Below are 21,673 nucleotides of genomic sequence, written 5' to 3' on the forward strand. Positions count from 1 at the left end.
AGATAGGTGCACCTCAAATATGGAGATACTTTGAGCGACCCTCACGTACGCACAATGAGGATATCGGAAGGCGCAGTGCTTCAAACATCGGTTGACGGCACCATAAATCTGATCTCCTCTTTCCTCAAATATATGGAGAATTGAGCATATGTCGGGAATCGAATCGGTTGCTGTAGCCAAAGCGGGCCTTGCGGCGAGTAGCGCGCTCAGTGCCCGCATCAACAAGATTCTTGATCTCTTGTTGGAAAAGGCTCCAGCCTTCGTTTCCGAGAAGTTTAAAAACGGGCAGATGATTATCAATAAAGGCCTCCCCACCTACCTAGAGGCCAACTATGCGAAATGTGAAACTCTTCGCACTTTACTGCGAAGAGACGCCCCCGTCCTTTTAGATGATGTCTATGTTGAGCCTAAGTTTTCGATAGAGTCAGATGAAGTTACCAGTGATGACCTCCTTCGACGCAACAGCTTAGATGGCTGCCCTTTGCTTGTCACAGGAACGGCCGGAAGCGGAAAGTCAGTTTTCCTTAAATGGTGCTTCAGGCAATCCATAGTCAAAGGTCATACCTATTACCCAGTGTTCTTTGAACTACGAAGCATGGGGAATGATGCTAGCAGCAACCTTCTAGACTCTATTTACCAATCAATTTCCGACTACGCAGAAGGCTTCACGAAAGCACAGTTCAATTTTGGACTCAGGAAGGGCTTATTCTATTTAATGATTGATGCACTGGATGAGGCACCGATTGAAGTACGGGAAAGCATAGAGAAGGATATTATCGAAATAACAAGGAAGTACCCAAAATGCCCACTGATACTGACCTCTAGACCCAGCAATGACTTGAAGTCATGGGAAGGCTTCACGGAGGCGCATCTACTTCCTTTTGATCGAACAGGCTGCATAGATTACATAAGAAAAATAGATTTTGACGAATCGCGGAAGTCTGATTTCCTAACCGCTTTGACCGCCGACTTTTTCGTCAAGCATAGTGAGTTCTTATCTAACGCCTTGCTTGCAGCCATGATGCTACTGACATTCGATGAATTTGGGGAGATACCGGAACGCCGTCATATTTTTTACCAGAAGTGTTTTGACGTCCTTATTCGTGAGCATGATCAGTCAAAGGGAAGATATCGCAGAAAACTTGTATCAGGCCTCGATCACTCACAAGTTGAGACACTGTTCCAGAGCTTCTGCGCACTGTCATACCTTGAGGGAAAGTACAACTTTACCTCCAAAACACTGATCGAATATCTTGAAGATGCGCTAGAATTTTGCGGCCTCCAAGCAGACATTGACGCAGTCGCGGAGGACTTCTGTAATTCCGTCAGTATAATTCAGCAAGATGGCGATCACTACGAGTTCGTCCACCGATCCTTTCAGGAGTACTTCTACGCAAAGTTCTGCTTGAGCGATCGTTCCTATACACTAGTTGATAAGGCACTCGAGGTCGCGTCAAGAATAGACAGCAAGGGCATGCTTGACATGATAGCCGATATGAACTCGAGCTATTTTCATACCGAACTTATAATGCCCATCGTAGACGCAATTCTAAAAAAGACCAGCGGCACAAGTCCAACAGATAAACCTGACATGGTTTTAAAGTTATTCTGCGATTCCGTTGGGTACTCTCCGGCGGATGAGGTTCCGGGACTGTATACTTTTTTCCTATCCACTTCAGCCGGAAATGTCGCGTATAAGCAACTAAACTCTTATGTACTTTTTTACATCAACAACAACCTTCATAAGCACTACCAGGAATTTAAAGCTCAAATTGAATGGCCCGATCTATTAAATAATGACGAAATTAGGGAGATGACATCTACCGCCTCCCACTCCGAGCGGCGAGACTCAGGAATCGACGTCCCTCTATCACACAGAAACAGAGCTACACTCTCCAAGATGAAGGCGGACATCCTTGCAGAATCAATCATTTCATCTTTGGAAATAACTAGCCAATACATGAAGGAGGACTTGAAGAAGAAGGCAAATAGCCTATCAAACCGCATGCGAAGCCGTGGGAAATCTCGATAATTATTGCCCCACAGACCCCTCTCGTGTTATATTAGCATAGCCAAATCTTTATTGGCTTTGCGCAGACGACATCTATTCGGTAAACCTAGGCCTCATTCAGTCAAGGATGACAAGCAGCGTTTTGTAAACCGTCCTAACTTCCGAAAAATTTTTGCGCGGGGGCATCTATCTATCCTAGCCCGCCAGATGTCCCCCATAGCCCCCTCTCCAGCCAAGGCAACGGCGGCAAGGCCAGCGCCTCATGGACTTGCCCGTCCGACACTCATTGCCACCCGTAGCGCAGACAGCAGCCTCGTGCGTCCGCAGAGGTATAGTCCAGCGGACACTCGGTGAACTGCGCAATAGCGTGTCCGTAAGGGTTGACATCCATCAACGGACATCTGTATCAACGGACACAACCTTATCGGATAGGATGGCTCATGTCCCAGACAATCCTCTATGCCCGCGTCAGTACAGCGGATCAGACCCTTGACCACCAGCGCACCCAAGCGGAGGCTGCGGGCTTCCGTATTGACGAGGTGATTGCCGACCATGGCGTGTCCGGTGTCTCCACCAAGCTAGCTGAGCGGCCCGAAGGAAAACGCTTGTTCGACAAGCTGCGCGCCGGGGATACGCTTGTCGTTCGCTGGGTTGACCGTCTGGGCCGAGATTACCGGGATGTCACCGACTGCATTCGGGACTTCATGCGGCGCGGTGTGGTTATCCGTACAGTCATCAACAATATGGAATTCGATGGCGCGACCTCAGACCCGGTACAGCAGGCCGTCAGGGACGCGCTAATCGCCTTCATGGCCGCTACAGCACAAGCACAGGCCGAGGCCACCAAGGAAGCGCAGAGGGCCGGGATTTCCGCCGTGAAGGATAATCCGCAGAAGTACCGGGGCAAGAAACCTAGTTATGACCGGGCTGCGCTTGAGCAGGTCCTGAGCCTGTCAGCGGAGGGCGCAGGCACTAGCGAGATTGCGAAGGCAACCGGGCTGTCGCGGCAAGCGGTGCTGCGGATCAAGGCTGATCCTACGGCGGCGCAAGCAGCATTAGAACGCTGGGCGGCATGAAGGCTCGCCAGAGGGGCCTACCACGGGCATCTAGGCAAGGGATAGCCAAGGGTACACCCGGCGCGCGACCGACAGCGTGGTCATGACCGACGAACTGCTACAATGGCACCAGACCAACGGGGCAAGTCTGGACTGGATCTGCATTGGCAGCGTGTCACCGATGATGGTGGCCTATCGCGATAACGAATTCAGGAAGCAGAGCGTCCGCGAAACGATTGCCCCGCTGAGCGATACACAGGCCGAGGCGATCTATTTCGCGGCGCGCCTGATCCGCGACGGCAAGGCAACCGCCGAGGTGGCGCTAGGCATTGTCGAGCGGGTGTTTGACGAGGCCTGACCAGATCGCGCCCGGCTTAGCGGTCGGGCGTTAAAACCTGACGCCGTTTGTACTATCCAATCACATTTCCAATGTTGGGTATGCAAGCGGGTAAAAATCCACGCATCCAAAATCTCCAGGAAAATCAATGATTTGTGAGATTGAATGGTGGGCGACCCTGGAATCGAACCAGGCGTGGGTCTCCCCGGCGGAGTTACAGTCCGCTGCCGCACCTTGCAGCCCGTCGCCCGCCGATCGCTTACGGCGTGCCGGGTGATTAACCGGCCTGACGCAAGGCGTCAAGCGGTCTCGGGCGGAAATGTTCGCCCCGGACGAGTTTCCGGGTCCCGCCCCCTTCGCCCCGCGAAGATGGTTGCAATCCGAGGGCATTTCGGGGCACTCGGGAAGGGAATGCGGGATCGTGACATGGCCGAGAAACATCCGAAGACCAAGAAACCCACCTGGGTGATCGACAAGGAACGCGCGCGCCGCGCGGCTGCCGCCGAAACGGTGTGGCTGTTCGGCCTGCACGCGGTACGCGATGCGCTGGCGAATCCCGAGCGGCAGAAACTGCGGCTGGTGGTCACGCAAAACGCGCTGGACCGGCTGGGCGACCTGCCCGCCGACATCACGCCCGAAATCACCGACGCCCGCGTCTTTGACCGCACCGTGCCCCTGCCTCCGGAAAGCGTCCATCAGGGTGCCGCGCTTGAGGTCAAACCGCTCAGCTGGGGCAAGCTGGCCGATCTGGCGCTGGAGGGTCCCGGCCGTCCGCTTCTGGTCGCGCTCGACCGCGTCACCGATCCGCACAACGTGGGCGCGATCCTGCGCTCGGCCGAGGTGTTCGGCGCGCGCGCCGTCATCGCCCCCACCCGGCATTCCGCCCCCGAGACAGGCGCGCTGGCGAAAACCGCCTCGGGCGCGCTGGAGCGTCAGCCCTATGTGCGCATCACCAACCTTGCCGATGCGCTGATCGAATTGCAGGGCATGGGCTACACCGTCATCGGCCTTGATGGCACCGCGACCGAGGATCTGCCCGACGTTCTTGCGGACCTGAAGGGCCGCGCGATCTGTCTGGTGCTGGGCGCCGAGGGACCCGGGTTGCGCGACCGCACGCTGGAAACCTGCGACCGTCTGGCGCGCATTCCCTTCGCTGCGGATTTCGGCTCTCTCAACGTGTCGAACGCGGCGGCGGTGGCGCTTTACGCCGCCTCACGCGGATAAGCGAAACTATCACATAACTGAAATATTCGTCGCTCGCTGGTTGAGAATCGCGGGGCAAGGTGCCAGATCGAATTGATCTGCAAGCCTCAAATCCCATTGCTGCCCGCCATGATTCGTACAATTCTAGCGACCCTGCTTCTGTCTTTGACCGCCCCGCTTGCGCATGCGCAGGACTGGGCCTTGGGCGGAATGGACCCCGTTTCCTATGGCGCGGATAACGCCGCGGTGCCGGGTCGCCGCGATCTGGTGACGCTCTGGCAGGGGCAGGCCTGGCACTTCGCCAGCGAGGACAACCGCTCGACCTTTGAATCCAATCCGCGCGCCTATGCGCCGGGGCTGAACGGGCTTTGCGTCGTCGCCCTGTCCGAAGGCCGGCCCGAGCCGGGCAATCCGCGCTATTTCGTGGTGATCGGCAAACGCACCTATTTCATGCGCTCCGAGGCCGCGCGGCAGAAGTTTCTGGCCGATCCGCAGCGCGTCCTGCGCTCGGCCGAGGCACGCTGGGCCAGCACGCATCACTGATCTGATCACGATATCGTGATCACTATGGAACTATTTGGCCACAGTCCCCATTTATTTTTCGGAACATGACCCTGGAACGGTCATGTTCAGATCACTGTCCCTCGTTCCGCAACTTGCGCCCGGCCAGATACTGGACCGGGCGCTTTTTACATGACAGTAAGAGGCTCCGATTGATCGAAGTGGAGGCGATCATGAACCTGCAGATCCTGAGGGATGCTGGCCCGACATCCGATGATGAACATATCGCCCGGATTTCGCGTGAAACCCGCGTGATCGCGATGGTGGGCCTGTCGCCCAATGAGGCCCGTCCCGCCTGGGGTGTGGCGCGCTATCTGATGTCGCAAGGCTATCGGGTGGTGCCTGTCAATCCCGGCCATGCGGGCAAGACCATTCTGGGGGAACTGGTCCACGCCAATCTGACCGCGATCCCGGATGAGCTTGAGGTCGATATGGTGGATATCTTCCGTCGCAACGACGCCGTGCCCGCGATCATCGACGAGGCGCTGGAGTGCCTGCCCCGGCTTTCGACCATCTGGATGCAGCTGGGCGTCCGGCATGAAGAAGCCGCTGCCAAGGCAGCGGCGTCGGGCATCACCGTGATCCAGGACCGTTGCCCCAAGATCGAATTCCCGCGCTATCGCTAGCGCGGGGTCTTTCCTTTACGCGACCGTGTAAAGACCTTCATAGATCGGCCCCAGCGTCTCGAGCTCGAAGAGCGAGCTGACCGAGGTGCCGTTCCAGATGTTCAGGATCGCTTGCGCAAACATCGGGGCCGTCGGAACGATCCGGATGTTCGAGGCGGCCTTCACCTCTTCGGTGGGCGCGATTGAATCGGTGATCACCAGCGATTTCATCACCGATTTCTTCACCCGCTCGACCGCCGGGCCCGAAAGGACGCCGTGGGTGATATAGGCATGCACCTCGGTCGCGCCGTGCTCCATCAGGACCTCTGCCGCCTTGCAAAGCGTGCCTGCCGTGTCGCAGATGTCGTCCACGATGATGCAGCGCTTGCCCGCAACATCGCCGATCACCGTCATCTCGGCGACTTCGCCCGCCTTCTCGCGGCGCTTGTCGACGATGGCCAGCGGCGTGCCGATGCGCTGCGCGATCTCGCGCGCGCGGGCCACACCGCCAACATCGGGCGAGACAACCATCGTCTCATCCAGCTGGCCGCGGAAATGGTGCTTGATGTCCAGCGCAAAGACGGGCGCGGCGTAGAGGTTGTCGACCGGGATGTCGAAGAAGCCCTGGATCTGCGCGGCATGCAGGTCCAGCGTCAGCACGCGGTCAACGCCCGCCTCGGTCAGCAGGTTCGCCACCAGCTTGGCGCTGATCGGCGTGCGCGCCTTGGCGCGGCGGTCCTGCCGGGCATAGCCGAAATAGGGGATCACCGCCGTGATGCGCGCAGCCGACGACCGCTTCAGCGCATCGGTGATGATCAGCAGCTCCATCAGGTTGTCGTTCGCCGGGTTCGAGGTCGGCTGGATGATGAACATGTCCTCACCCCGGACGTTCTCATACACCTCGACAAAGATTTCCTGATCGTTGAAGCGTTCCACCCGCGCATCGACGGGGGCCACGTTCATTCCACGATGCATCGACATCCGACGCGCAATGGCATTGGCCAACGGCAGGTTGGCGTTGCCCGCGATAAGCTTGGGTTCGGTCATGGCCGGCATGGGCTGGGTTCCCTTGGATTCGTCCGATTGCACACCGCTTAGCACCGGGCTAGCCTGCCCGCAAACCCCGGAGGCACAACCATGGCGCATATCGATTATTACTTTGGCACGATGAGCACGTGGGCCTACCTGGCCGGAGACCGGCTGGAGCAGATCGCGGCGCGTCACGGTGCCAGCATCACCTACAAGCCGCTGGACCTCAATCAGCTGTTCGACCGGACCGGTGGCCAAAGGCGCGAAGCGCGCCATCCGGCACGGCTGACTTACCGCGATCAGGAGATCGCCCGCTGGACCCAGCTTCTGGGCCTGCCCTTCAACCCCAAGCCCGCGCATTGGCCGGTCAACCCGGCCCCCTCCTCCTATGCCATCATCGCCGCGCAAGAGGCGGGCGGCGGCGATCTTGCCGCCTTGGTGCAGGGCGTCATGCGCGGCGTCTGGGCCGAGGATCGCGACGCGAGCGACGACGCCTTCCTACGCGAGGTACTGGCCGCGGCAGGCTTTGATCCCGCGACCGCCGACAAGGGCCTGTTCACCGGCGCCGAGATCTATGGCCGCAATCTGGAACAGGCGGTCGAGGCGGGAGCTTTCGGCTCCCCCTTCTATATCGTGCGCGAGACGGATCAGCGCTTCTGGGGTCAGGACCGGCTGGAGTTTCTGGACCGCCATCTGGCCGAGATCGCCTGAGCCATGCACGTCTCTCACTGGCCCGGCACGCAGGACCGCCCTGCCCTTGCGCTGCATTGCATGATGGGCAGCAGCAGCTATTGGCGGCCCATCGCCTCGGCGCTGAAAGATCAGGTGGCTTTCATCGCGCCGGATTTTCCGGGCCATGGCCAAAGCCCCGACTGGGAGGGCGCGCCGCCTGACTTGCACACCGCCGCGACGCGGCAGGTCGCGACGCTGATCGACCGGCCGATGGACCTGATCGGACATAGCTTCGGCGCGACGGTTGCTCTGCGCATCGCCGTCGCCGCGCCTGAGGCCGTGCGCAGCCTGACCCTGATCGAGCCGGTCCTTTTCGCCGCCGCAGGCCCCGACCGGGTCCATAGCCGAGAGATGAAGATGGTCGACGAACTCCTGGCCGAGGGTCGCGATGCCGAGGCCGCGCGCAGTTTCCTGACGGCTTGGGGGGGCGCGGATTGGGACGGCCACTCCCCGGCCAGTCAGGCGCGGCTGGCCCGGCAGATCCGGCTGGTGGCCGAAACCGGCGATGCGCTGGACAAGGACAGCGCGAATATCCTGCGCGAGGGTGGGCTAGAGGCCATCGACGCCCCGGTTCTGCTGGTCATGGGCGAGAAATCTCCGCCGATCATCGAGCGGATCGTGGATGCGCTGGCGCATCGCCTGCCCGATGTGGGCCGCGCGCGCCTGCCGAATGCCGGGCATATGCTGCCCATCACGCATCCGCGTCAGACGGCCGAGCTGATCGCGCTGAATCTGGAACAGGCCTGACGGCCACAGGGCTCAGTCGGGCGAGAAATCGTCGTCGAAAGCGATCGGGCCAATTGCCATCCAGCTGGCGCGCACCCGCGCCACGCGGGTATCGCCCCAGGTGCGGAACTCGATGGAAAACCCCTCGCGGGTGATGCGCACGGCCTGAATATCCGCCCGCTGATTGGCACCGCCGCTGATGTCCCACATGCTCAGTGAGACATGGACCGAGGGTGCATCCAGAAAGCGTTCGTCAAAGCAGATGTCCTGCGTGGCCAGACGCGGGCCGCTGCCGGTCCACATCTCGCCGCCATCCTCGAAGGCCGAGAACAGGACCGCCGCGCCCTCTGCAATTCCAAGACCCGCCTGACCAAATCGACGCACCCTAACACCTCCCTCGATCTCGCGCTGTTTTATCCAGCGTGATCAAATGTTAAAGCCCCGGAGCGACCGGGGCTTCATGTCTTTCTGGTCAGCTTTCCTTAGTGGGGAAAGTTCGACTGGTTCGGATCCAGACCGATATGGGTGCCAAGGGCCTCCATGTCGGCCAGAAGCTTCACCGCCGCCATGACGATATCCTCGCCTGCGGTCGTGCGCTCTTTCGCAGCCGTGACCCGACGCTGGGCTTGCGCCAGCATGTCGTTGAACACGGTCTGGGTCATTTCTGCACGCGGAAGGCCACGCTCGGCCAACAGGCTGACAGAGTCATTGGTGATTTCGACGAAACCGCCGGTCACCGCAAACTCGGTCTCGGACCCATCGGCCGCAATCACCGTGACCAGACCGGGGCGCAGGTTGACGATGGCCGGGGCATGGCCCGGCATCGCCGTCAGATCGCCTTCGGTTCCGGGCAGGCGCACCTCGCGCACCGAAACGGAAAGCAGGTTCCGTTCGGGCGAGACGAGGTCGAACTGCATGGTGTCAGCCATCAACGCTCTCCTTATGCCGCTTCAGCGGCGAGGCGCTGAGCCTTGGCTTTCACGTCTTCGATGCCGCCGACCATGTAGAACGCCGCTTCCGGCAGGTGGTCGTATTCGCCAGCCACGACAGCCTTGAACGACTTGATCGTGTCTTCCAGCGGAACCTGAACACCGTCCGAACCGGTGAAGACTTTCGCCACGTCGAAGGGCTGCGAGAGGAAGCGCTGGATCTTACGAGCGCGCGACACCGTCAGTTTGTCCTCTTCCGACAGTTCGTCCATGCCCAGAATGGCGATGATGTCCTGCAGCGACTTGTACTTCTGCAGGATACCCTGAACGTCGCGGGCAACCTGGTAATGCTCTTCGCCGACGATGGCCGGGTCGAGAATACGCGAGTTCGAGTCGAGCGGGTCAACGGCCGGGTAGATGCCCAGTTCCGAGATCGCACGCGACAGAACGGTGGTTGCGTCGAGGTGGGCGAAGGTCGTTGCCGGAGCCGGGTCGGTAAGGTCGTCGGCCGGAACGTAAACAGCTTGGATCGAGGTGATCGAGCCGTTCTTGGTCGAGGTGATGCGCTCCTGCATCGCGCCCATGTCGGTGGCCAGCGTCGGCTGGTAACCCACGGCGGACGGGATACGGCCCAGAAGTGCGGACACTTCCGAACCCGCCTGCGTGAAGCGGAAGATGTTGTCGACGAAGAACAGAACGTCGGTGCCGGTGGCATCGCGGAACTGCTCGGCCACGGTCAGACCGGTCAGGGCGACGCGCATCCGCGCTCCCGGAGGTTCGTTCATCTGGCCATAAACCAGCGCCACCTGCGATTTCGACAGATCGTCGGGTTTGATAACGCCCGATTCCACCATCTCGTGATAAAGGTCGTTGCCTTCACGGGTCCGTTCGCCAACGCCCGCGAACACCGAGTAACCCGAGTGCACTTTCGCGATGTTGTTGATCAGTTCCATGATCAGAACGGTCTTGCCGACGCCTGCACCACCGAACAGACCGATCTTACCACCCTTGGAATAGGGGGCCAGCAGGTCGATGACCTTGATGCCGGTGACCAGGATCTCGGACGAGGTCGCCTGTGCGGCGAAGTCCGGAGCGGGCTGGTGGATCGCGCGGAATTCGGTCGCTTCGACCGAACCGCCCTCGTCCACGGGCTCGCCCACGACGTTCAGGATGCGGCCCAGCGTCGCGTCGCCGACCGGAACGGTGATCGGACCGCCGGTGTCGGAAACTTCCAGACCACGGACCAGACCTTCGGTCGCGTCCATGGCGATGGTGCGGACGGTGTTCTCGCCCAGGTGCTGGGCAACTTCCAGGACCAGACGCTTGCCGTTGTTGGTGGTTTCAAGCGCGTTCAAAATCGCCGGCAGGTGGTTGTCGAACTGCACGTCAACGACGGCGCCGATCACCTGCGTGATTTTACCTTTTCCCTTGGCCTCTGCCATGTGTTTACCCCTACGTGTCAGAGCGCCTCGGCGCCCGAGATAATTTCAATCAGTTCCTTGGTGATCGCAGCCTGACGCGAGCGGTTGTACTCGGTCGTCAGCTTGTCGATCATATCGCCCGCGTTGCGCGTGGCGTTGTCCATGGCGCTCATCCGTGCACCCTGTTCGGATGCCGCGTTTTCCAGCAGGGCCGCGAAGACCTGCGTCGCGACTGAGCGCGGCAGAAGGTCGTTCAGGATCCCGTGCTCGTCGGGTTCATAGTCATAAAGCGCCGATGCGCTGCCGACCTCGGCCGTGCCTTCCTCGACGATTGCCGGGATGACCTGACGGGCGGTCGGGATCTGGCTGATGACCGACTCGAAGCGGTTGTAGAACAGCGTCGCGACGTCGAAGCCGCCCTGCTCGAACCGGTCCAGAATGTCATCCGCGATGGCGCGCGCATTCTCATATCCGATGCGCTTGACCTCGCTCAGATCGACGTGATTGACGAACAGCTCGCCATATTCACGCTTCAGCTGCTCGCGACCCTTCTTGCCGACGGTCAGCAAGGTCACTTCCTTGCCCTGCGCCTGCAATTCCATCAGCCGCTGGCGGGCCAGCTTGACGATGGACGAGTTGAAGCCACCGGCCAGACCACGTTCCGAGGTCAGGACGACCAGCAGATGACGGCGGTCGTCACCGGTGCCGGCCAGAAGGCGCGGCGCGTTGTCCGCGCCGGCCGCCGAAGCGGTCAGCCCGGCCATGACCGAAGCCATGCGATCGGCATAGGGGCGTGCAGCCTCCGCCGCTTCCTGCGCACGGCGCAGTTTCGCGGCGGCGACCATTTGCATCGCCTTGGTGATCTTCCGCGTGTTCTTGACGCTTCCGATCCGGTTTTTAAGATCCTTGAGGCTGGGCATCTATCCCCCTCCTCAGGCGTAGGTCTTGGCGTAACCGTCCAGCGCCGCCTTGATGGCGTCTTCCAGTTCACCAGAGACCTTGCGGTCGTTCTTGGTCATGTCTTCCAGAAGGTCAGCCTTCTGGTTGCGCAGATACTGGAGCAGGCCCTGTTCCCATTTGGTCACGTCCTTGACGGGGACGTTGTCCAGATAGCCTTTGGTGCCGGCGTAGATGACGATCACGATTTCAGCGTTGGTCAGCGGCGAGTACTGCGGCTGTTTCATCAGCTCGGTCAGACGCGCGCCGCGGTTCAAGAGCTTCTGGGTCGCGGCGTCCAGATCCGAACCGAACTGCGCGAAGGCAGCCATTTCGCGATACTGGGCCAGTTCCAGCTTCACGGGACCGGCGACCGATTTCATCGCCTTGGTCTGTGCAGCCGAACCCACGCGCGACACCGACAGACCGGTGTTCACGGCCGGGCGGATGCCCTGGAAGAAGAGGTCGGTTTCCAGGAAGATCTGGCCGTCGGTGATCGAGATCACGTTGGTCGGGATATAGGCCGACACGTCACCCGCCTGGGTTTCGATGATCGGCAGCGCGGTCAGCGAGCCCGAGCCGTTGTCAGCGTTCAGCTTGGCCGAACGCTCCAGCAGGCGCGAGTGCAGATAGAAAACGTCGCCCGGATAGGCTTCACGTCCCGGCGGACGACGCAGCAGCAGCGACATCTGACGGTAGGCAACGGCCTGCTTGGACAGGTCATCATAGATGATCAGCGCGTCCATGCCGTTGTCGCGGAAGTATTCGCCGATGGCGGTGGCCGAGTAAGGGGCCAGGTACTGCATCGGCGCGGGGTCCGAAGCGGTGGCCGCAACGACGGTCGTGTAGGCCATCGCGCCGGTCTCTTCCAGCTTCTTCACCAGCTGAGCCACGGTCGAGCGCTTCTGGCCGACGGCGACATAGATGCAGTGCAGCGTCTTCATGCCGTCCGCTTCGCGGCCGTTGTAGTTCGCCTGGTTCAGAATGGTGTCGAGCGCGATTGCAGTCTTGCCGGTCTGACGGTCGCCGATGATCAGTTCGCGCTGGCCACGGCCAACGGGGATCATGGCGTCGACGGCTTTCATGCCGGTCGCCATCGGCTCGTGCACCGACTGGCGCGGCATGATGCCGGGGGCTTTGACGTCGGCGACGCGGAACTCGGTCGCATCGATCGGGCCCTTGCCGTCGATCGGGTTGCCCAGAGCGTCGACGACGCGGCCCAGCAGGCCCTTGCCGACGGGAACTTCCACGATGGCGCCGGTCCGCTTGACGGTGTCGCCTTCCTTGATGCCGCGGTCTTCGCCGAAGATCACGACGCCGACGTTGTCGGTTTCAAGGTTCAGCACCATCCCGCGCACGCCGCCCGGGAATTCGACCATCTCACCGGCCTGCACCTTGTCGAGGCCATAGACGCGGGCGATACCATCGCCGACGGACAGGACCTGACCGACTTCGGCCACTTCGGCGTCCTGACCGAAATTCTTGATCTGATCCTTCAGGATCGCCGAAATTTCGGCAGCCTGGATTCCCATTATCCGACCTCTTTCATAGCATTCTGGAGGGAGGCGAGCTTCGAGCGGATCGAGCTGTCGATCATCTGCGAGCCCAGCTTGACGATCATGCCGCCGATGAGGCTTTCATCGACGCGCGTGTTCAGTTTGACTTTCTTGCCCGACTTCGATGCCAGCGTGTCGGACAGACGCTTTTGCTGTTCGGCGGTCAGCGCCTGGGCGCTGACGACATCTGCGGTGACTTCGCCGCGTTCATCGGCGATCAGGTCGCGCAGCCGGCGCACAAGCTGCGGCAGCGCGAACAGGCGGCGGTTGCCCGCCATAAGGCGAAGCGTGTTGCCCAGAGCGGCGCTGAGCCCCATCTTGTCGGCAAGCGCGCCGATCGCAGTTTCTTGCTGGTCGCGGGTATAGATGGGCGAGACAAGCAGGTTGCGCAGTTCTGCGCTTTGCTCGATTGCGTTGCCCAGATCATCGAGCTGGGCGGACAGCGCATCAATGCCACCCGATTCCTTGACGAGATCGAATAGGGCCTGCGCGTAACGCCCGGCGATATCTGCGGAAATCGAAGCGGAATTGGCCACGGTCATCCTTCCGGTTAGCGCAAGCTCCGCAGTCGGGCCGATGTGCGTCGGTCTGGTGCGGAGCGCGGGTCAAGGGACATCTCTTGCCGCGTGGGCGCGAGCAATCCCGAATTCTGCGGCGTCTCTAGCAGGTGATTTTTGGTGCCGCAACCGCCTTGAACACAGAAATGCGAGCCTTTGCGCCCTTAGTCTCTGGTGTATGTGCCCCAAACCACACTCGGTTGCGCTAACGTCCGCGACAACATGCCGCATTGGGCCGCAGTGGCGCAACTGGCGATGCTTCGCCTGTCAGGGTGACTCGCGCCGCGCAGCGCCTGCGGGCGGGGTCCTAGCGGCCGCCCTGCCCCGCCGGAACCGGGCGGCGGATCCCCTCCAGCACACCAAGCGGGCTTGGCACCCGCGCCGGACGACCCCTACCGATGGGGGCCTGCACCTGCTTGCTGAGTTCGGCCAAGACCAGCCCCGCCACCAGCACCTGACTGATGCGCGAACCCGTCCGCTCCCACATCTGCGCGCTTTTCAGCCAGAACCGCCGGTCCGAGGGCGGGATGTAAAGCGCGGCCCCGGTCTGCTCGGTCACGAACCCCGCCGCCCGCGCCTGCGCCTCAAGCTGGCCCGCCGTATAGCTGCGACCAAAGCCGAAGGGGGTCGCGTCCGAGCGCACCCATAGCCCCGCCCGGTTCGGCACCATGACCATCATCTTGCCGCCGGGGCCAAGGACGCGCCAGGCCTCGGCCAACAGCAGGGCCGGATTGTCGGCGGTTTCCAGCGCGTGCAGCATCACCAGCCGGTCGACGCTGCCGGTATCAAGGGGCCAGGCCGTCTCATCGCTCAGGACCGAGCAATTGGGCATCCCCGCAGGCCAGGCCATCACCCCCTGCGGTCCCGGCATCAGCGCCGTGACCCGCCGCGCCGGGGCCAGATAGGGCCGCAACAACGGCGCCGAGAAGCCATAGCCCACGACGGTCATCCCGGCGGTCCGCTCGGGCTGCCATGTCCGCACCAGACGGTCCCGCAGGATGCGCTGCACCACGCGGCCAAGGGCACGCGCGTAATAGAAGTTTCGCAGCTCGAATACGTCGTGGTGCATTGCGCCTCCCGCCTTGGGACGCCAGACTGCGGCAAAGGAAAGGATTTGCCAATGGCACTGCAACTTGTCCCCATCCGCTGCCTGTCCGACAACTACGCCTGGCTTCTGCACGGGCCTGCGGGCACGGCGGTGATCGACGCCCCCGAGGCGGGGCCGATCCTGTCGGAACTGGGCGCGCGCGGCTGGCAGCTGGACCTGATTGTCCTGACGCATCACCATGATGACCATATTCAGGCTGTCGCGGATCTGGTCGACATGACGGGTGCGCGCGTGCTGGGCAATGTCAATGACGCGGCCCGCCTGCCGCCCCTGGATCTGGAGGTGCGCCCGGGCGAGACCTTCCAGCTTTGTGGCGAGGAGGCGCGGGTGATCGACGTCTCGGGGCACACCATCGGCCATATCGCCGTTCACCTGCCGCAATCGGGCATGGTCTTCACCGCCGACAGCCTGATGGCCATCGGCTGCGGCCGCCTGTTCGAAGGCGATGCGCCGATGATGTGGGGCAGCCTCTCGCGCCTGAACGCCCTGCCCGCCGACACGCAGGTCTGCTCGGGGCACGACTATTGCCGCTCGAACGGGGCCTTCGCGCTCAGCGTCGAGCCGGAGAATTCCGCGCTGAGGAAACGTCTGGATGATGTGGCCGCCGGAACACGTCCCTGCGCGCAGGCGACGCTGGCCGAAGAGCGTGCGACGAACCCGTTCCTGCGCGTGGCCGAGCTGCGCGACAGCCTTGGCATGCAGGGTCAGCCGGATGTCGAAGTCTTCGCAAGGCTCAGACAAATGAAGGATAATTTTCGTGGCTGAACCGGCGGCACCCTTGGCGCGTCCGGGCCGGAACAGAGCCGGAACCGAAAGGGTCAGCCGCTTGAAATTCGCCCCCCCGATGATCACATCTTCCTCAACAGCCGGATTTTCGCCGCAACCAACATAGAAACAGCTTGAATTACGCGAAAATCCACCAAAACTTAACTGTATCGTGACAGTCTGGACAGGTGGACCTCAAGATGTGGCCCAGACCGCCAGCCGACTGACAGGAGCCAAGAACGTGCCGTCCTTTTCAACCACGCTGGAACAGGCAATCCATGCCGCGCTTGCGCTGGCAAACGAACATCATCATGAGCTTGCGACGCTCGAACATCTGCTGCTGGCGCTGACCGACGAACCCGATGCGGTGCGCGTCATGCGGGCATGCAATGTCGATCTGGACGAATTGCGTCGTCTGCTTGTCGAATTCATTGAAGACGACCTTTCAACGCTGATCACCGATGTCGAAGGCTCGGAAGCGGTCCCGACCGCAGCCTTCCAGCGGGTCATTCAGCGTGCCGCCATCCATGTCCAATCCTCGGGCCGGACCGAAGTGACCGGGGCGAACGTCCTTGTCGCCATCTTCGCCGAGCGCGAATCCAACGCCGCGTTCTTCCTGCAGGAAATGGACATGACGCGCTATGATGCGGTGAATTTCATCGCCCATGGCGTCGCCAAGAACCCCTCCTTCTCTGAAAACCGCTCGGTTCAGGGTTCGGAAGAGGCGACGGAGCAGCCGCAGGCCGAACAGCCCGCCGCCAAGGACGAAAGCGCGTTGGCGAAATACTGCGTCGACCTGAACAAGAAGGCCACGAAGGGCGATGTCGACCCGCTGATCGGCCGCGGGGACGAGGTGCAGCGCTGCATTCAGGTGCTCTGCCGTCGGCGCAAGAACAACCCGCTTCTGGTGGGCGACCCCGGCGTCGGCAAGACCGCCATCGCCGAAGGGCTGGCCCTGAAGATCACGCGGGGCGAAACCCCCGACGTGCTGGCCGGGGCCACGATCTTCTCGCTCGACATGGGCGCGCTGCTGGCAGGGACCCGCTATCGCGGCGATTTCGAGGAGCGGCTGAAGGCCGTCGTCAAGGAACTGGAAGAGCATCCCGATGCGATTCTGTTCATCGACGAGATCCACACCGTGATCGGTGCGGGCGCGACCTCGGGCGGGGCGATGGATGCCTCGAACCTGCTGAAGCCTGCCCTCTCGGGGGGCAAGCTGCGCTGCATGGGCTCGACGACTTACAAAGAGTTCCGCCAGCATTTCGAAAAGGACCGCGCGCTGGCCCGCCGGTTCCAGAAGATCGACGTGAATGAGCCGAACGTGCCCGACACGATCAAGATCCTGATGGGCCTCAAGCCCAGTTTCGAAAAGCACCATGATCTGCGCTATACCAATGACGCCATCAAATCGGCGGTTGAACTGGCGGCGCGCTACATCAACGACCGCAAGCTGCCCGACAGCGCCATCGACGTGATCGATGAGGCGGGGGCGGCCCAGCATCTCGTGTCTGAAAGCAAGCGTCGCAAGACCATCGGCCCGAAAGAGATCGAGGCCGTGGTGGCCAAGATCGCCCGCATCCCGCCGAAAAACGTCTCGAAAGACGATGCGGCGGTGCTGAAGGATATGGAGAAGACGCTGAAGCGCGTGGTCTTCGGTCAGGATCAGGCGATCGAGGCGCTGGCCTCGTCGATCAAGCTGGCCCGTGCCGGCCTCCGCGAACCGGAAAAGCCCATCGGCAACTATCTGTTCGCGGGTCCGACAGGCGTCGGCAAGACCGAGGTTGCCAAGCAACTGGCCGACACGCTGGGCGTCGAACTGCTGCGCTTCGACATGTCCGAGTACATGGAGAAGCACGCCGTCAGCCGCCTGATCGGTGCGCCTCCGGGCTATGTGGGCTTCGACCAGGGCGGTCTTCTGACCGATGGCGTCGATCAGCACCCGCATTCTGTCCTGCTGCTGGACGAGATCGAGAAGGCGCATCCGGATGTCTACAACATCCTGCTGCAGGTGATGGACCACGGGAAGCTGACCGACCACAACGGTCGTCAGGTCGACTTCCGCAACGTGATCCTGATCATGACGACGAACGCGGGTGCCGCAGACCAGGCCAAGGCCGCCATCGGCTTCGGCCGCGAACGGCGCGAGGGTGAGGATACGGCCGCCATCGAGCGGACCTTCACGCCCGAGTTCCGCAACCGTCTGGACGCCATCATTTCGTTCGCGCCGCTGTCGCGCGAGGTCATCGTCCGCGTGGTCGAGAAATTCGTCCTTCAGCTTGAGGCCCAGTTGATCGACCGTGGAGTTCACATCGAACTGACGCCCGAGGCCGCGAACTGGCTGGCCGAGAAAGGCTATGATGATCGCATGGGCGCGCGTCCTCTGGGCCGCGTGATCCAGGAAACGATCAAGAAGCCTCTGGCGGAGGAACTGCTGTTCGGTCGTCTGACCAAAGGCGGCGATGTCCGGGTCCGGATCGAGGGCGACAAACCCGTCTTCGACATCATCGGCCCCGAGGCGCCGAAGATCAGCAATTCTCAGCCGCCGCTGCTAACGGCTGACTGATCGCCACATTGAGATGACAAAAGGGGCAGCGCGGGTTCGCGCTGCCCCTTTTCATTTGGGGTGGTGGCCGTTTCGTTGCTCGGGCCATTTGTGTCTGGCAACCGTCAGCCCTTGGCTTTGCCTTCCTTGACCTTGGCGGCCAGATCGCGGGCGATGGCGAAGGCCCCCTTGATGCGGTCGGCGTCGCTGTTCCAGTCGCGGCGGATCAGGATCTTGTTGTCCTGCACCTTGGCAAGGCCCCGCTGGTCGTTCAGGAACTCGACCAGACCGGCGGGATTGGGGAACTTGTCCATATGGAACTGGACGGTCGCACCCTTCGGCCCGGCATCGAGCTTGGCGATATTCGCGCGCTTTGCCATCGCCTTGATGCGGATGACCAGCAGTAGCGTGTTCACCTCGCGCGGCAGCGTGCCGAAACGGTCGATCAGCTCGGCCGCAAAACCCTCCAGTTCGACCTTGGTCGTCAGGCCCGAAAGCCTGCGGTAAAGCCCAAGCCGCACGTCCAGATCGGGGATATAGCTTTCCGGAATGGTGACCGGCACGCCCAGGTTCAGCTGCGGCGCCCAGTCGTCATCGGGCGTGCCCTCAATCTCGCCGGATTTCAACTTGGCAATCGTTTCCTCCAGCATCTGCTGGTAAAGTTCGAAGCCCACTTCCTTGATATGGCCCGATTGCTCTTCGCCCAGAAGGTTGCCCGCGCCGCGCAGGTCGAGGTCTTGCGAGGCCAGATTGAACCCGGCCCCCAGACTGTCGATCGAGCCCAGGAACTTCAGCCGCCGCATCGCCTGAGGCGTCAGCGGCACGCGCGGTTTCGTCGTCAGATAGCAATAGGCCCGCGCCTTCGAGCGTCCGACGCGGCCCCGGATCTGGTAAAGCTGCGCCAGACCGAACATGTCGGCGCGCCAGACGATCATGGTATTGGCCGTCGGGATATCCAGCCCCGATTCCACGATGCTGGTCGCCAGCAGCACATCATGACTGCCGTCATAGAACGCGTTCATCCGCTGGTCCAGATCGCCAGCGGCAAGCTGACCATGCGCAACGATATAGCTGATTTCAGGGACATTTTCCTGAAGCCAATGCTCGACATCGGGCAGGTCCGACAAGCGCGGGACGACGAAGAAGCTTTGGCCGCCGCGATATTTCTCGCGCAGCAGCGCCTCGCGGATGGTGACGCTGTCGAACTCGCTGACATAGGTGCGGATCGCCAGACGGTCGACCGGCGGTGTGCCGATGATCGACAGATCCCGCACCCCGGTCAGCGACAGCTGCAGCGTCCGGGGAATGGGGGTCGCGGTCAGGGTCAGCACATGGATGTCGCTGCGCAGCTCCTTCAGGCGCTCTTTATGGCCGACGCCGAAATGCTGCTCTTCATCGACGATCAGCAGGCCCAGATGCTTGAACCGCACCTGTTTGGAGAGGACCGCATGCGTGCCGACCACGATGTCGACGGTCCCGTCCGCCAGCCCTTGCCGCGTCAGGCTGGCGTCCTTGGCCGAGACAAAGCGCGACAGCGGCCGCACGGTGATGGCCGAACCGCGGAAACGCTCGGCAAAAGTGCGGAAATGCTGGCGCGCCAGAAGCGTCGTCGGCGCGACCACGGCCACCTGCATGCCCTGACTTGCAGCGATGAAGGCCGCGCGCATGGCGACCTCGGTCTTGCCGAAGCCCACGTCGCCGATCACCAACCGGTCCATCGGCCGACCGGCGGCCAGATCGCTGCCGACATCGTCGATGGCGCTCGCCTGATCTTCGGTCTCGGTATAGGGGAAGCGCGCGGCGAAGCTTTCCATCTCATGCCGCTCGGGTTCCAGCACGGGGGCCGGACGCAGCAGCCGCTCGGCCGCAACGCGCATCAGCCGGTCGGCGATCTGCTTGATGCGCTCTTTCAGGCGGGCCTTGCGGGCCTGCCAGGCGCCGCCGCCCAGCTTGTCCAGAAGCCCCTCTTCATGGCCATAGCGGCTGAGCAGTTCGATATTCTCGACCGGAAGAAACAGCCGGTCGCCGCCTGCATATTCCAGCGCCACGCAGTCATGCGGCACGCCCAGCGCCTGCACGGTTTCAAGCCCCGTGTAGCGCCCGATCCCGTGTTCGACATGGACCACCAGATCGCCGGGGGTCAGGCTTTGCGTGTCGCGTAGGAAGTTCTCGGCCCGGCGCTTCTTCCGCGCGCCTCGGATCAGCCGGTCGCCCAGCACATCCTGTTCCGAGATCACCGCCAACGGCCCGGTCGCCTGCCCGTCCGAGAGGAAGCCTTCCTCCAGCGGCCAGACGGCAATGCCCAGCGCGCCCGTGCTGTCGGGCAGATCGCGCAGGGCGGCAATCGGCTTTGCGCCCGTCAGCCCCTCATCCGACATGAGCCCAGTCAGACGCTCGCGCGCCCCTTCCGAGAAGCAGGCGATGACGACGCGGCGGCTGCGCTGCAGCTCGCGCACGTAATCGGCCAAGGTGCCGAACAGGTCGCTTTTCTCGGCCTGCCGCTCGGGGGCGAAATTGCGCCCGATGCGACCGCCCGCATCCAGCACGCCCGGCCCCGGAGGCTGGTAGAGCACCGAAAGCCGCAAGACGCGCAGGGCCGAAAGCCAGGCCTTCCACTCGGCCTCATCGGGGAACATCAGCGTCGGCGCGACCGGGCGATAGACGGTGTCCGTGCCGCCGCGCCGCGCCAAAGCCTCGCGCCGGGCGTCGAACTGTTCCGAGATGGTGTGCCAGCGCGCATCGCGCACCTGATCCATATGATCGTCCAGCACCACCGAGGCCTGCGGCAGATAGTCGAAAAGGCTTTCCAGCCGCTCATGGAACCAGGGCAGCCAGTGCTCCATGCCCGACATCTTGCGCCCCGCGCTGATGCCTTCGTAAAGCGGATCATTCGCCCCGCCGCCATACTCGGCGCGGTAGTTCTGGCGGAAGCGGGTGATCGCCTCTTCGTTCAGGATGACCTCGGACATCGGCGCCAGATCCAGCCGGTCCAGCTTTTCCGAGGAGCGCTGCGTTTCCACGTCAAAGCGGCGCGCGCCGTCCAGCACGTCTCCAAACAGGTCCAGACGGACGGGGCCGGTATCGCCCGGTGGATAGATGTCGATGATGCCGCCCCGGACGGCGAAATCGCCGGGCTCGGTGACGGTCGGGGCCTGCGTGAAGCCCATTCGCGCCAGAAAGGCGCGCAGGCCGGTTTCGTCCAGCCGGTCGCCCACCCGGGCCGAGAAACCCGCCTCGCGCACGACCTCGCGTGCCGGGACGCGTTGCATGACGGCGTTGAGCGTCGTCAGCAGGACGAACGGCCCCTTGATCGAGCCGCTGGCCAGCGCCGTCAGCACCGCCATGCGCGCCGCCATGATCGCAGGCGCGGGCGAGACGCGGTCATAGGGCGTCGTGTCCCAGGCCGGAAACTCAAGGATCGCGGCTGTGGGGGCGAAGAACTCCAGCGCCGCGCGCATCGCCGCCATGCGGCGGTCGTCGCGGGCGATGTGGATGACGGGGTTGCCACGGGCCAGTTCGCGCGCGACCAGCGCGGCGTCAAGGCCCTCGGGCGCTCCGGATAGGATCAGGTGATCGGCCATGGAAAGGGACCTAAACGGG

General features: G+C 62.1%; 19 protein-coding genes and 1 tRNA gene. 10 read left to right on the plus strand and 10 right to left on the minus strand.

Annotated features, from left to right (window positions below):
- Positions 1–148: 148 nt before the first annotated feature.
- From IQ24_RS14790 to IQ24_RS14800, 3 genes are all read left to right on the plus strand, one after another.
- Positions 149–2,032, plus strand: coding sequence for an NACHT domain-containing protein (locus IQ24_RS14790; RefSeq protein WP_145399056.1), 1,884 nt, complete (start codon positions 149–151; stop codon positions 2,030–2,032).
- A gap of 419 nt (positions 2,033–2,451) precedes the next feature.
- Positions 2,452–3,087: a recombinase family protein gene (locus tag IQ24_RS14795; RefSeq protein WP_145399057.1), complete on the plus strand. Its 636-nt coding sequence runs from the start codon at positions 2,452–2,454 to the stop codon at positions 3,085–3,087.
- Positions 3,088–3,169: 82 nt separating this feature from the next.
- Positions 3,170–3,424 (plus strand): hypothetical protein, encoded by a 255-nt coding sequence (locus IQ24_RS14800; protein WP_145399058.1) that lies wholly within the window; start codon positions 3,170–3,172, stop codon positions 3,422–3,424.
- 145 nt (positions 3,425–3,569) lie between these two features.
- Here IQ24_RS14800 and IQ24_RS20145 read toward each other — a convergent pair.
- Positions 3,570–3,653, minus strand: a tRNA-Tyr gene (locus IQ24_RS20145).
- Positions 3,654–3,829: 176 nt separating this feature from the next.
- Here IQ24_RS20145 and IQ24_RS14805 point away from each other — a divergent pair.
- The 3 genes from IQ24_RS14805 (at position 3,830) to IQ24_RS14815 (ending at position 5,793) form a co-directional block, all read left to right on the plus strand.
- Positions 3,830–4,627, plus strand: a complete 798-nt coding sequence (locus IQ24_RS14805; RefSeq protein WP_145399059.1) for a TrmH family RNA methyltransferase — start codon at positions 3,830–3,832, stop codon at positions 4,625–4,627.
- A 108-nt stretch (positions 4,628–4,735) separates the two neighbouring features.
- Positions 4,736–5,149: a YHS domain-containing (seleno)protein gene (locus tag IQ24_RS14810; RefSeq protein ID WP_145399060.1), complete on the plus strand. Its 414-nt coding sequence runs from the start codon at positions 4,736–4,738 to the stop codon at positions 5,147–5,149.
- 191 nt (positions 5,150–5,340) lie between these two features.
- Complete coding sequence (locus tag IQ24_RS14815) at positions 5,341–5,793, plus strand: CoA-binding protein (protein WP_145399061.1); 453 nt, start codon at positions 5,341–5,343, stop codon at positions 5,791–5,793.
- A gap of 15 nt (positions 5,794–5,808) precedes the next feature.
- Here IQ24_RS14815 and IQ24_RS14820 read toward each other — a convergent pair whose 3' ends face one another.
- Positions 5,809–6,828, minus strand: coding sequence for a ribose-phosphate pyrophosphokinase (locus IQ24_RS14820; protein ID WP_145399062.1), 1,020 nt, complete (start codon positions 6,826–6,828; stop codon positions 5,809–5,811).
- Between the two features lie 81 nt (positions 6,829–6,909).
- Here IQ24_RS14820 and IQ24_RS14825 point away from each other — a divergent pair, with 81 nt between their 5' ends.
- Positions 6,910–7,512: a 2-hydroxychromene-2-carboxylate isomerase gene (locus IQ24_RS14825; RefSeq protein WP_145399063.1), complete on the plus strand. Its 603-nt coding sequence runs from the start codon at positions 6,910–6,912 to the stop codon at positions 7,510–7,512.
- Between the two features lie 3 nt (positions 7,513–7,515).
- Positions 7,516–8,280 carry an alpha/beta fold hydrolase gene (locus tag IQ24_RS14830; RefSeq protein ID WP_145399064.1) on the plus strand — a complete coding sequence of 255 codons (765 nt, stop codon included), beginning with the start codon at positions 7,516–7,518 and terminating at the stop codon, positions 8,278–8,280.
- A 12-nt stretch (positions 8,281–8,292) separates the two neighbouring features.
- Here IQ24_RS14830 and IQ24_RS14835 read toward each other — a convergent pair whose 3' ends face one another.
- From IQ24_RS14835 to IQ24_RS14865, 7 genes are all read right to left on the minus strand, one after another.
- Positions 8,293–8,643 (minus strand): H-type lectin domain-containing protein, encoded by a 351-nt coding sequence (locus tag IQ24_RS14835; protein WP_199756590.1) that lies wholly within the window; start codon positions 8,641–8,643, stop codon positions 8,293–8,295.
- Positions 8,644–8,741: 98 nt separating this feature from the next.
- Positions 8,742–9,188, minus strand: coding sequence for a F0F1 ATP synthase subunit epsilon (locus IQ24_RS14840; protein ID WP_145399065.1), 447 nt, complete (start codon positions 9,186–9,188; stop codon positions 8,742–8,744).
- A gap of 11 nt (positions 9,189–9,199) precedes the next feature.
- Positions 9,200–10,630, minus strand: coding sequence for a F0F1 ATP synthase subunit beta (gene atpD, locus IQ24_RS14845; protein ID WP_145399066.1), 1,431 nt, complete (start codon positions 10,628–10,630; stop codon positions 9,200–9,202).
- A gap of 17 nt (positions 10,631–10,647) precedes the next feature.
- On the minus strand, positions 10,648–11,529 hold the full coding sequence (locus tag IQ24_RS14850) for a F0F1 ATP synthase subunit gamma (protein ID WP_145399067.1): 882 nt from the start codon (positions 11,527–11,529) through the stop codon (positions 10,648–10,650).
- Positions 11,530–11,541: 12 nt separating this feature from the next.
- Positions 11,542–13,077, minus strand: a complete 1,536-nt coding sequence (atpA, locus tag IQ24_RS14855; RefSeq protein WP_145399068.1) for a F0F1 ATP synthase subunit alpha — start codon at positions 13,075–13,077, stop codon at positions 11,542–11,544.
- A complete protein-coding gene (locus IQ24_RS14860) occupies positions 13,077–13,637 on the minus strand; it encodes a F0F1 ATP synthase subunit delta (RefSeq protein ID WP_199756591.1) in 561 nt (186 codons plus the stop codon). The genes atpA and IQ24_RS14860 overlap by 1 nt, the downstream gene beginning before the upstream one ends.
- A 328-nt stretch (positions 13,638–13,965) precedes the next feature.
- Complete coding sequence (locus IQ24_RS14865; protein ID WP_145399070.1) at positions 13,966–14,727, minus strand: methyltransferase domain-containing protein; 762 nt, start codon at positions 14,725–14,727, stop codon at positions 13,966–13,968.
- Between the two features lie 51 nt (positions 14,728–14,778).
- Here IQ24_RS14865 and gloB point away from each other — a divergent pair, with 51 nt between their 5' ends.
- Positions 14,779–15,531: a hydroxyacylglutathione hydrolase gene (gloB, locus tag IQ24_RS14870; RefSeq protein WP_145399071.1), complete on the plus strand. Its 753-nt coding sequence runs from the start codon at positions 14,779–14,781 to the stop codon at positions 15,529–15,531.
- 241 nt (positions 15,532–15,772) lie between these two features.
- The gene (gene clpA / locus IQ24_RS14875; RefSeq protein WP_145399072.1) at positions 15,773–18,094 is read left to right on the plus strand and encodes an ATP-dependent Clp protease ATP-binding subunit ClpA; all 2,322 of its coding nucleotides are present in this window, start codon (positions 15,773–15,775) and stop codon (positions 18,092–18,094) included.
- Positions 18,095–18,198: 104 nt separating this feature from the next.
- Here clpA and mfd read toward each other — a convergent pair whose 3' ends face one another.
- Entirely contained in the window at positions 18,199–21,654 is a 3,456-nt protein-coding gene (mfd, locus tag IQ24_RS14880; RefSeq protein ID WP_145399073.1) for a transcription-repair coupling factor, read from the minus strand.
- Between the last annotated feature and the right edge of the window lie 19 nt (positions 21,655–21,673).

The organism is Paracoccus sulfuroxidans, from assembly GCF_007830335.1.
Classification (GTDB): domain Bacteria; phylum Pseudomonadota; class Alphaproteobacteria; order Rhodobacterales; family Rhodobacteraceae; genus Paracoccus; species Paracoccus sulfuroxidans.

Bases quoted from the DNA above. Each gene is read 5' to 3' on its own strand.
- IQ24_RS14820 (WP_145399062.1), bottom strand. From the start codon at position 6,828: ATGCCGGCCATGACCGAACCCAAGCTTATCGCGGGCAACGCCAACCTG.
- IQ24_RS14800 (WP_145399058.1), top strand. From the start codon at position 3,170: ATGACCGACGAACTGCTACAATGGCACCAGACCAACGGGGCAAGTCTG.
- IQ24_RS14810 (WP_145399060.1), top strand. From the start codon at position 4,736: ATGATTCGTACAATTCTAGCGACCCTGCTTCTGTCTTTGACCGCCCCG.
- gloB (WP_145399071.1), top strand. From the start codon at position 14,779: ATGGCACTGCAACTTGTCCCCATCCGCTGCCTGTCCGACAACTACGCC.
- IQ24_RS14805 (WP_145399059.1), top strand. From the start codon at position 3,830: ATGGCCGAGAAACATCCGAAGACCAAGAAACCCACCTGGGTGATCGAC.
- IQ24_RS14795 (WP_145399057.1), top strand. From the start codon at position 2,452: ATGTCCCAGACAATCCTCTATGCCCGCGTCAGTACAGCGGATCAGACC.
- IQ24_RS14830 (WP_145399064.1), top strand. From the start codon at position 7,516: ATGCACGTCTCTCACTGGCCCGGCACGCAGGACCGCCCTGCCCTTGCG.
- IQ24_RS14790 (WP_145399056.1), top strand. From the start codon at position 149: ATGTCGGGAATCGAATCGGTTGCTGTAGCCAAAGCGGGCCTTGCGGCG.
- IQ24_RS14825 (WP_145399063.1), top strand. From the start codon at position 6,910: ATGGCGCATATCGATTATTACTTTGGCACGATGAGCACGTGGGCCTAC.
- IQ24_RS14840 (WP_145399065.1), bottom strand. From the start codon at position 9,188: ATGGCTGACACCATGCAGTTCGACCTCGTCTCGCCCGAACGGAACCTG.
- IQ24_RS14850 (WP_145399067.1), bottom strand. From the start codon at position 11,529: ATGCCCAGCCTCAAGGATCTTAAAAACCGGATCGGAAGCGTCAAGAAC.
- IQ24_RS14815 (WP_145399061.1), top strand. From the start codon at position 5,341: ATGAACCTGCAGATCCTGAGGGATGCTGGCCCGACATCCGATGATGAA.
- IQ24_RS14865 (WP_145399070.1), bottom strand. From the start codon at position 14,727: ATGCACCACGACGTATTCGAGCTGCGAAACTTCTATTACGCGCGTGCC.
- mfd (WP_145399073.1), bottom strand. From the start codon at position 21,654: ATGGCCGATCACCTGATCCTATCCGGAGCGCCCGAGGGCCTTGACGCC.
- atpD (WP_145399066.1), bottom strand. From the start codon at position 10,630: ATGGCAGAGGCCAAGGGAAAAGGTAAAATCACGCAGGTGATCGGCGCC.
- atpA (WP_145399068.1), bottom strand. From the start codon at position 13,077: ATGGGAATCCAGGCTGCCGAAATTTCGGCGATCCTGAAGGATCAGATC.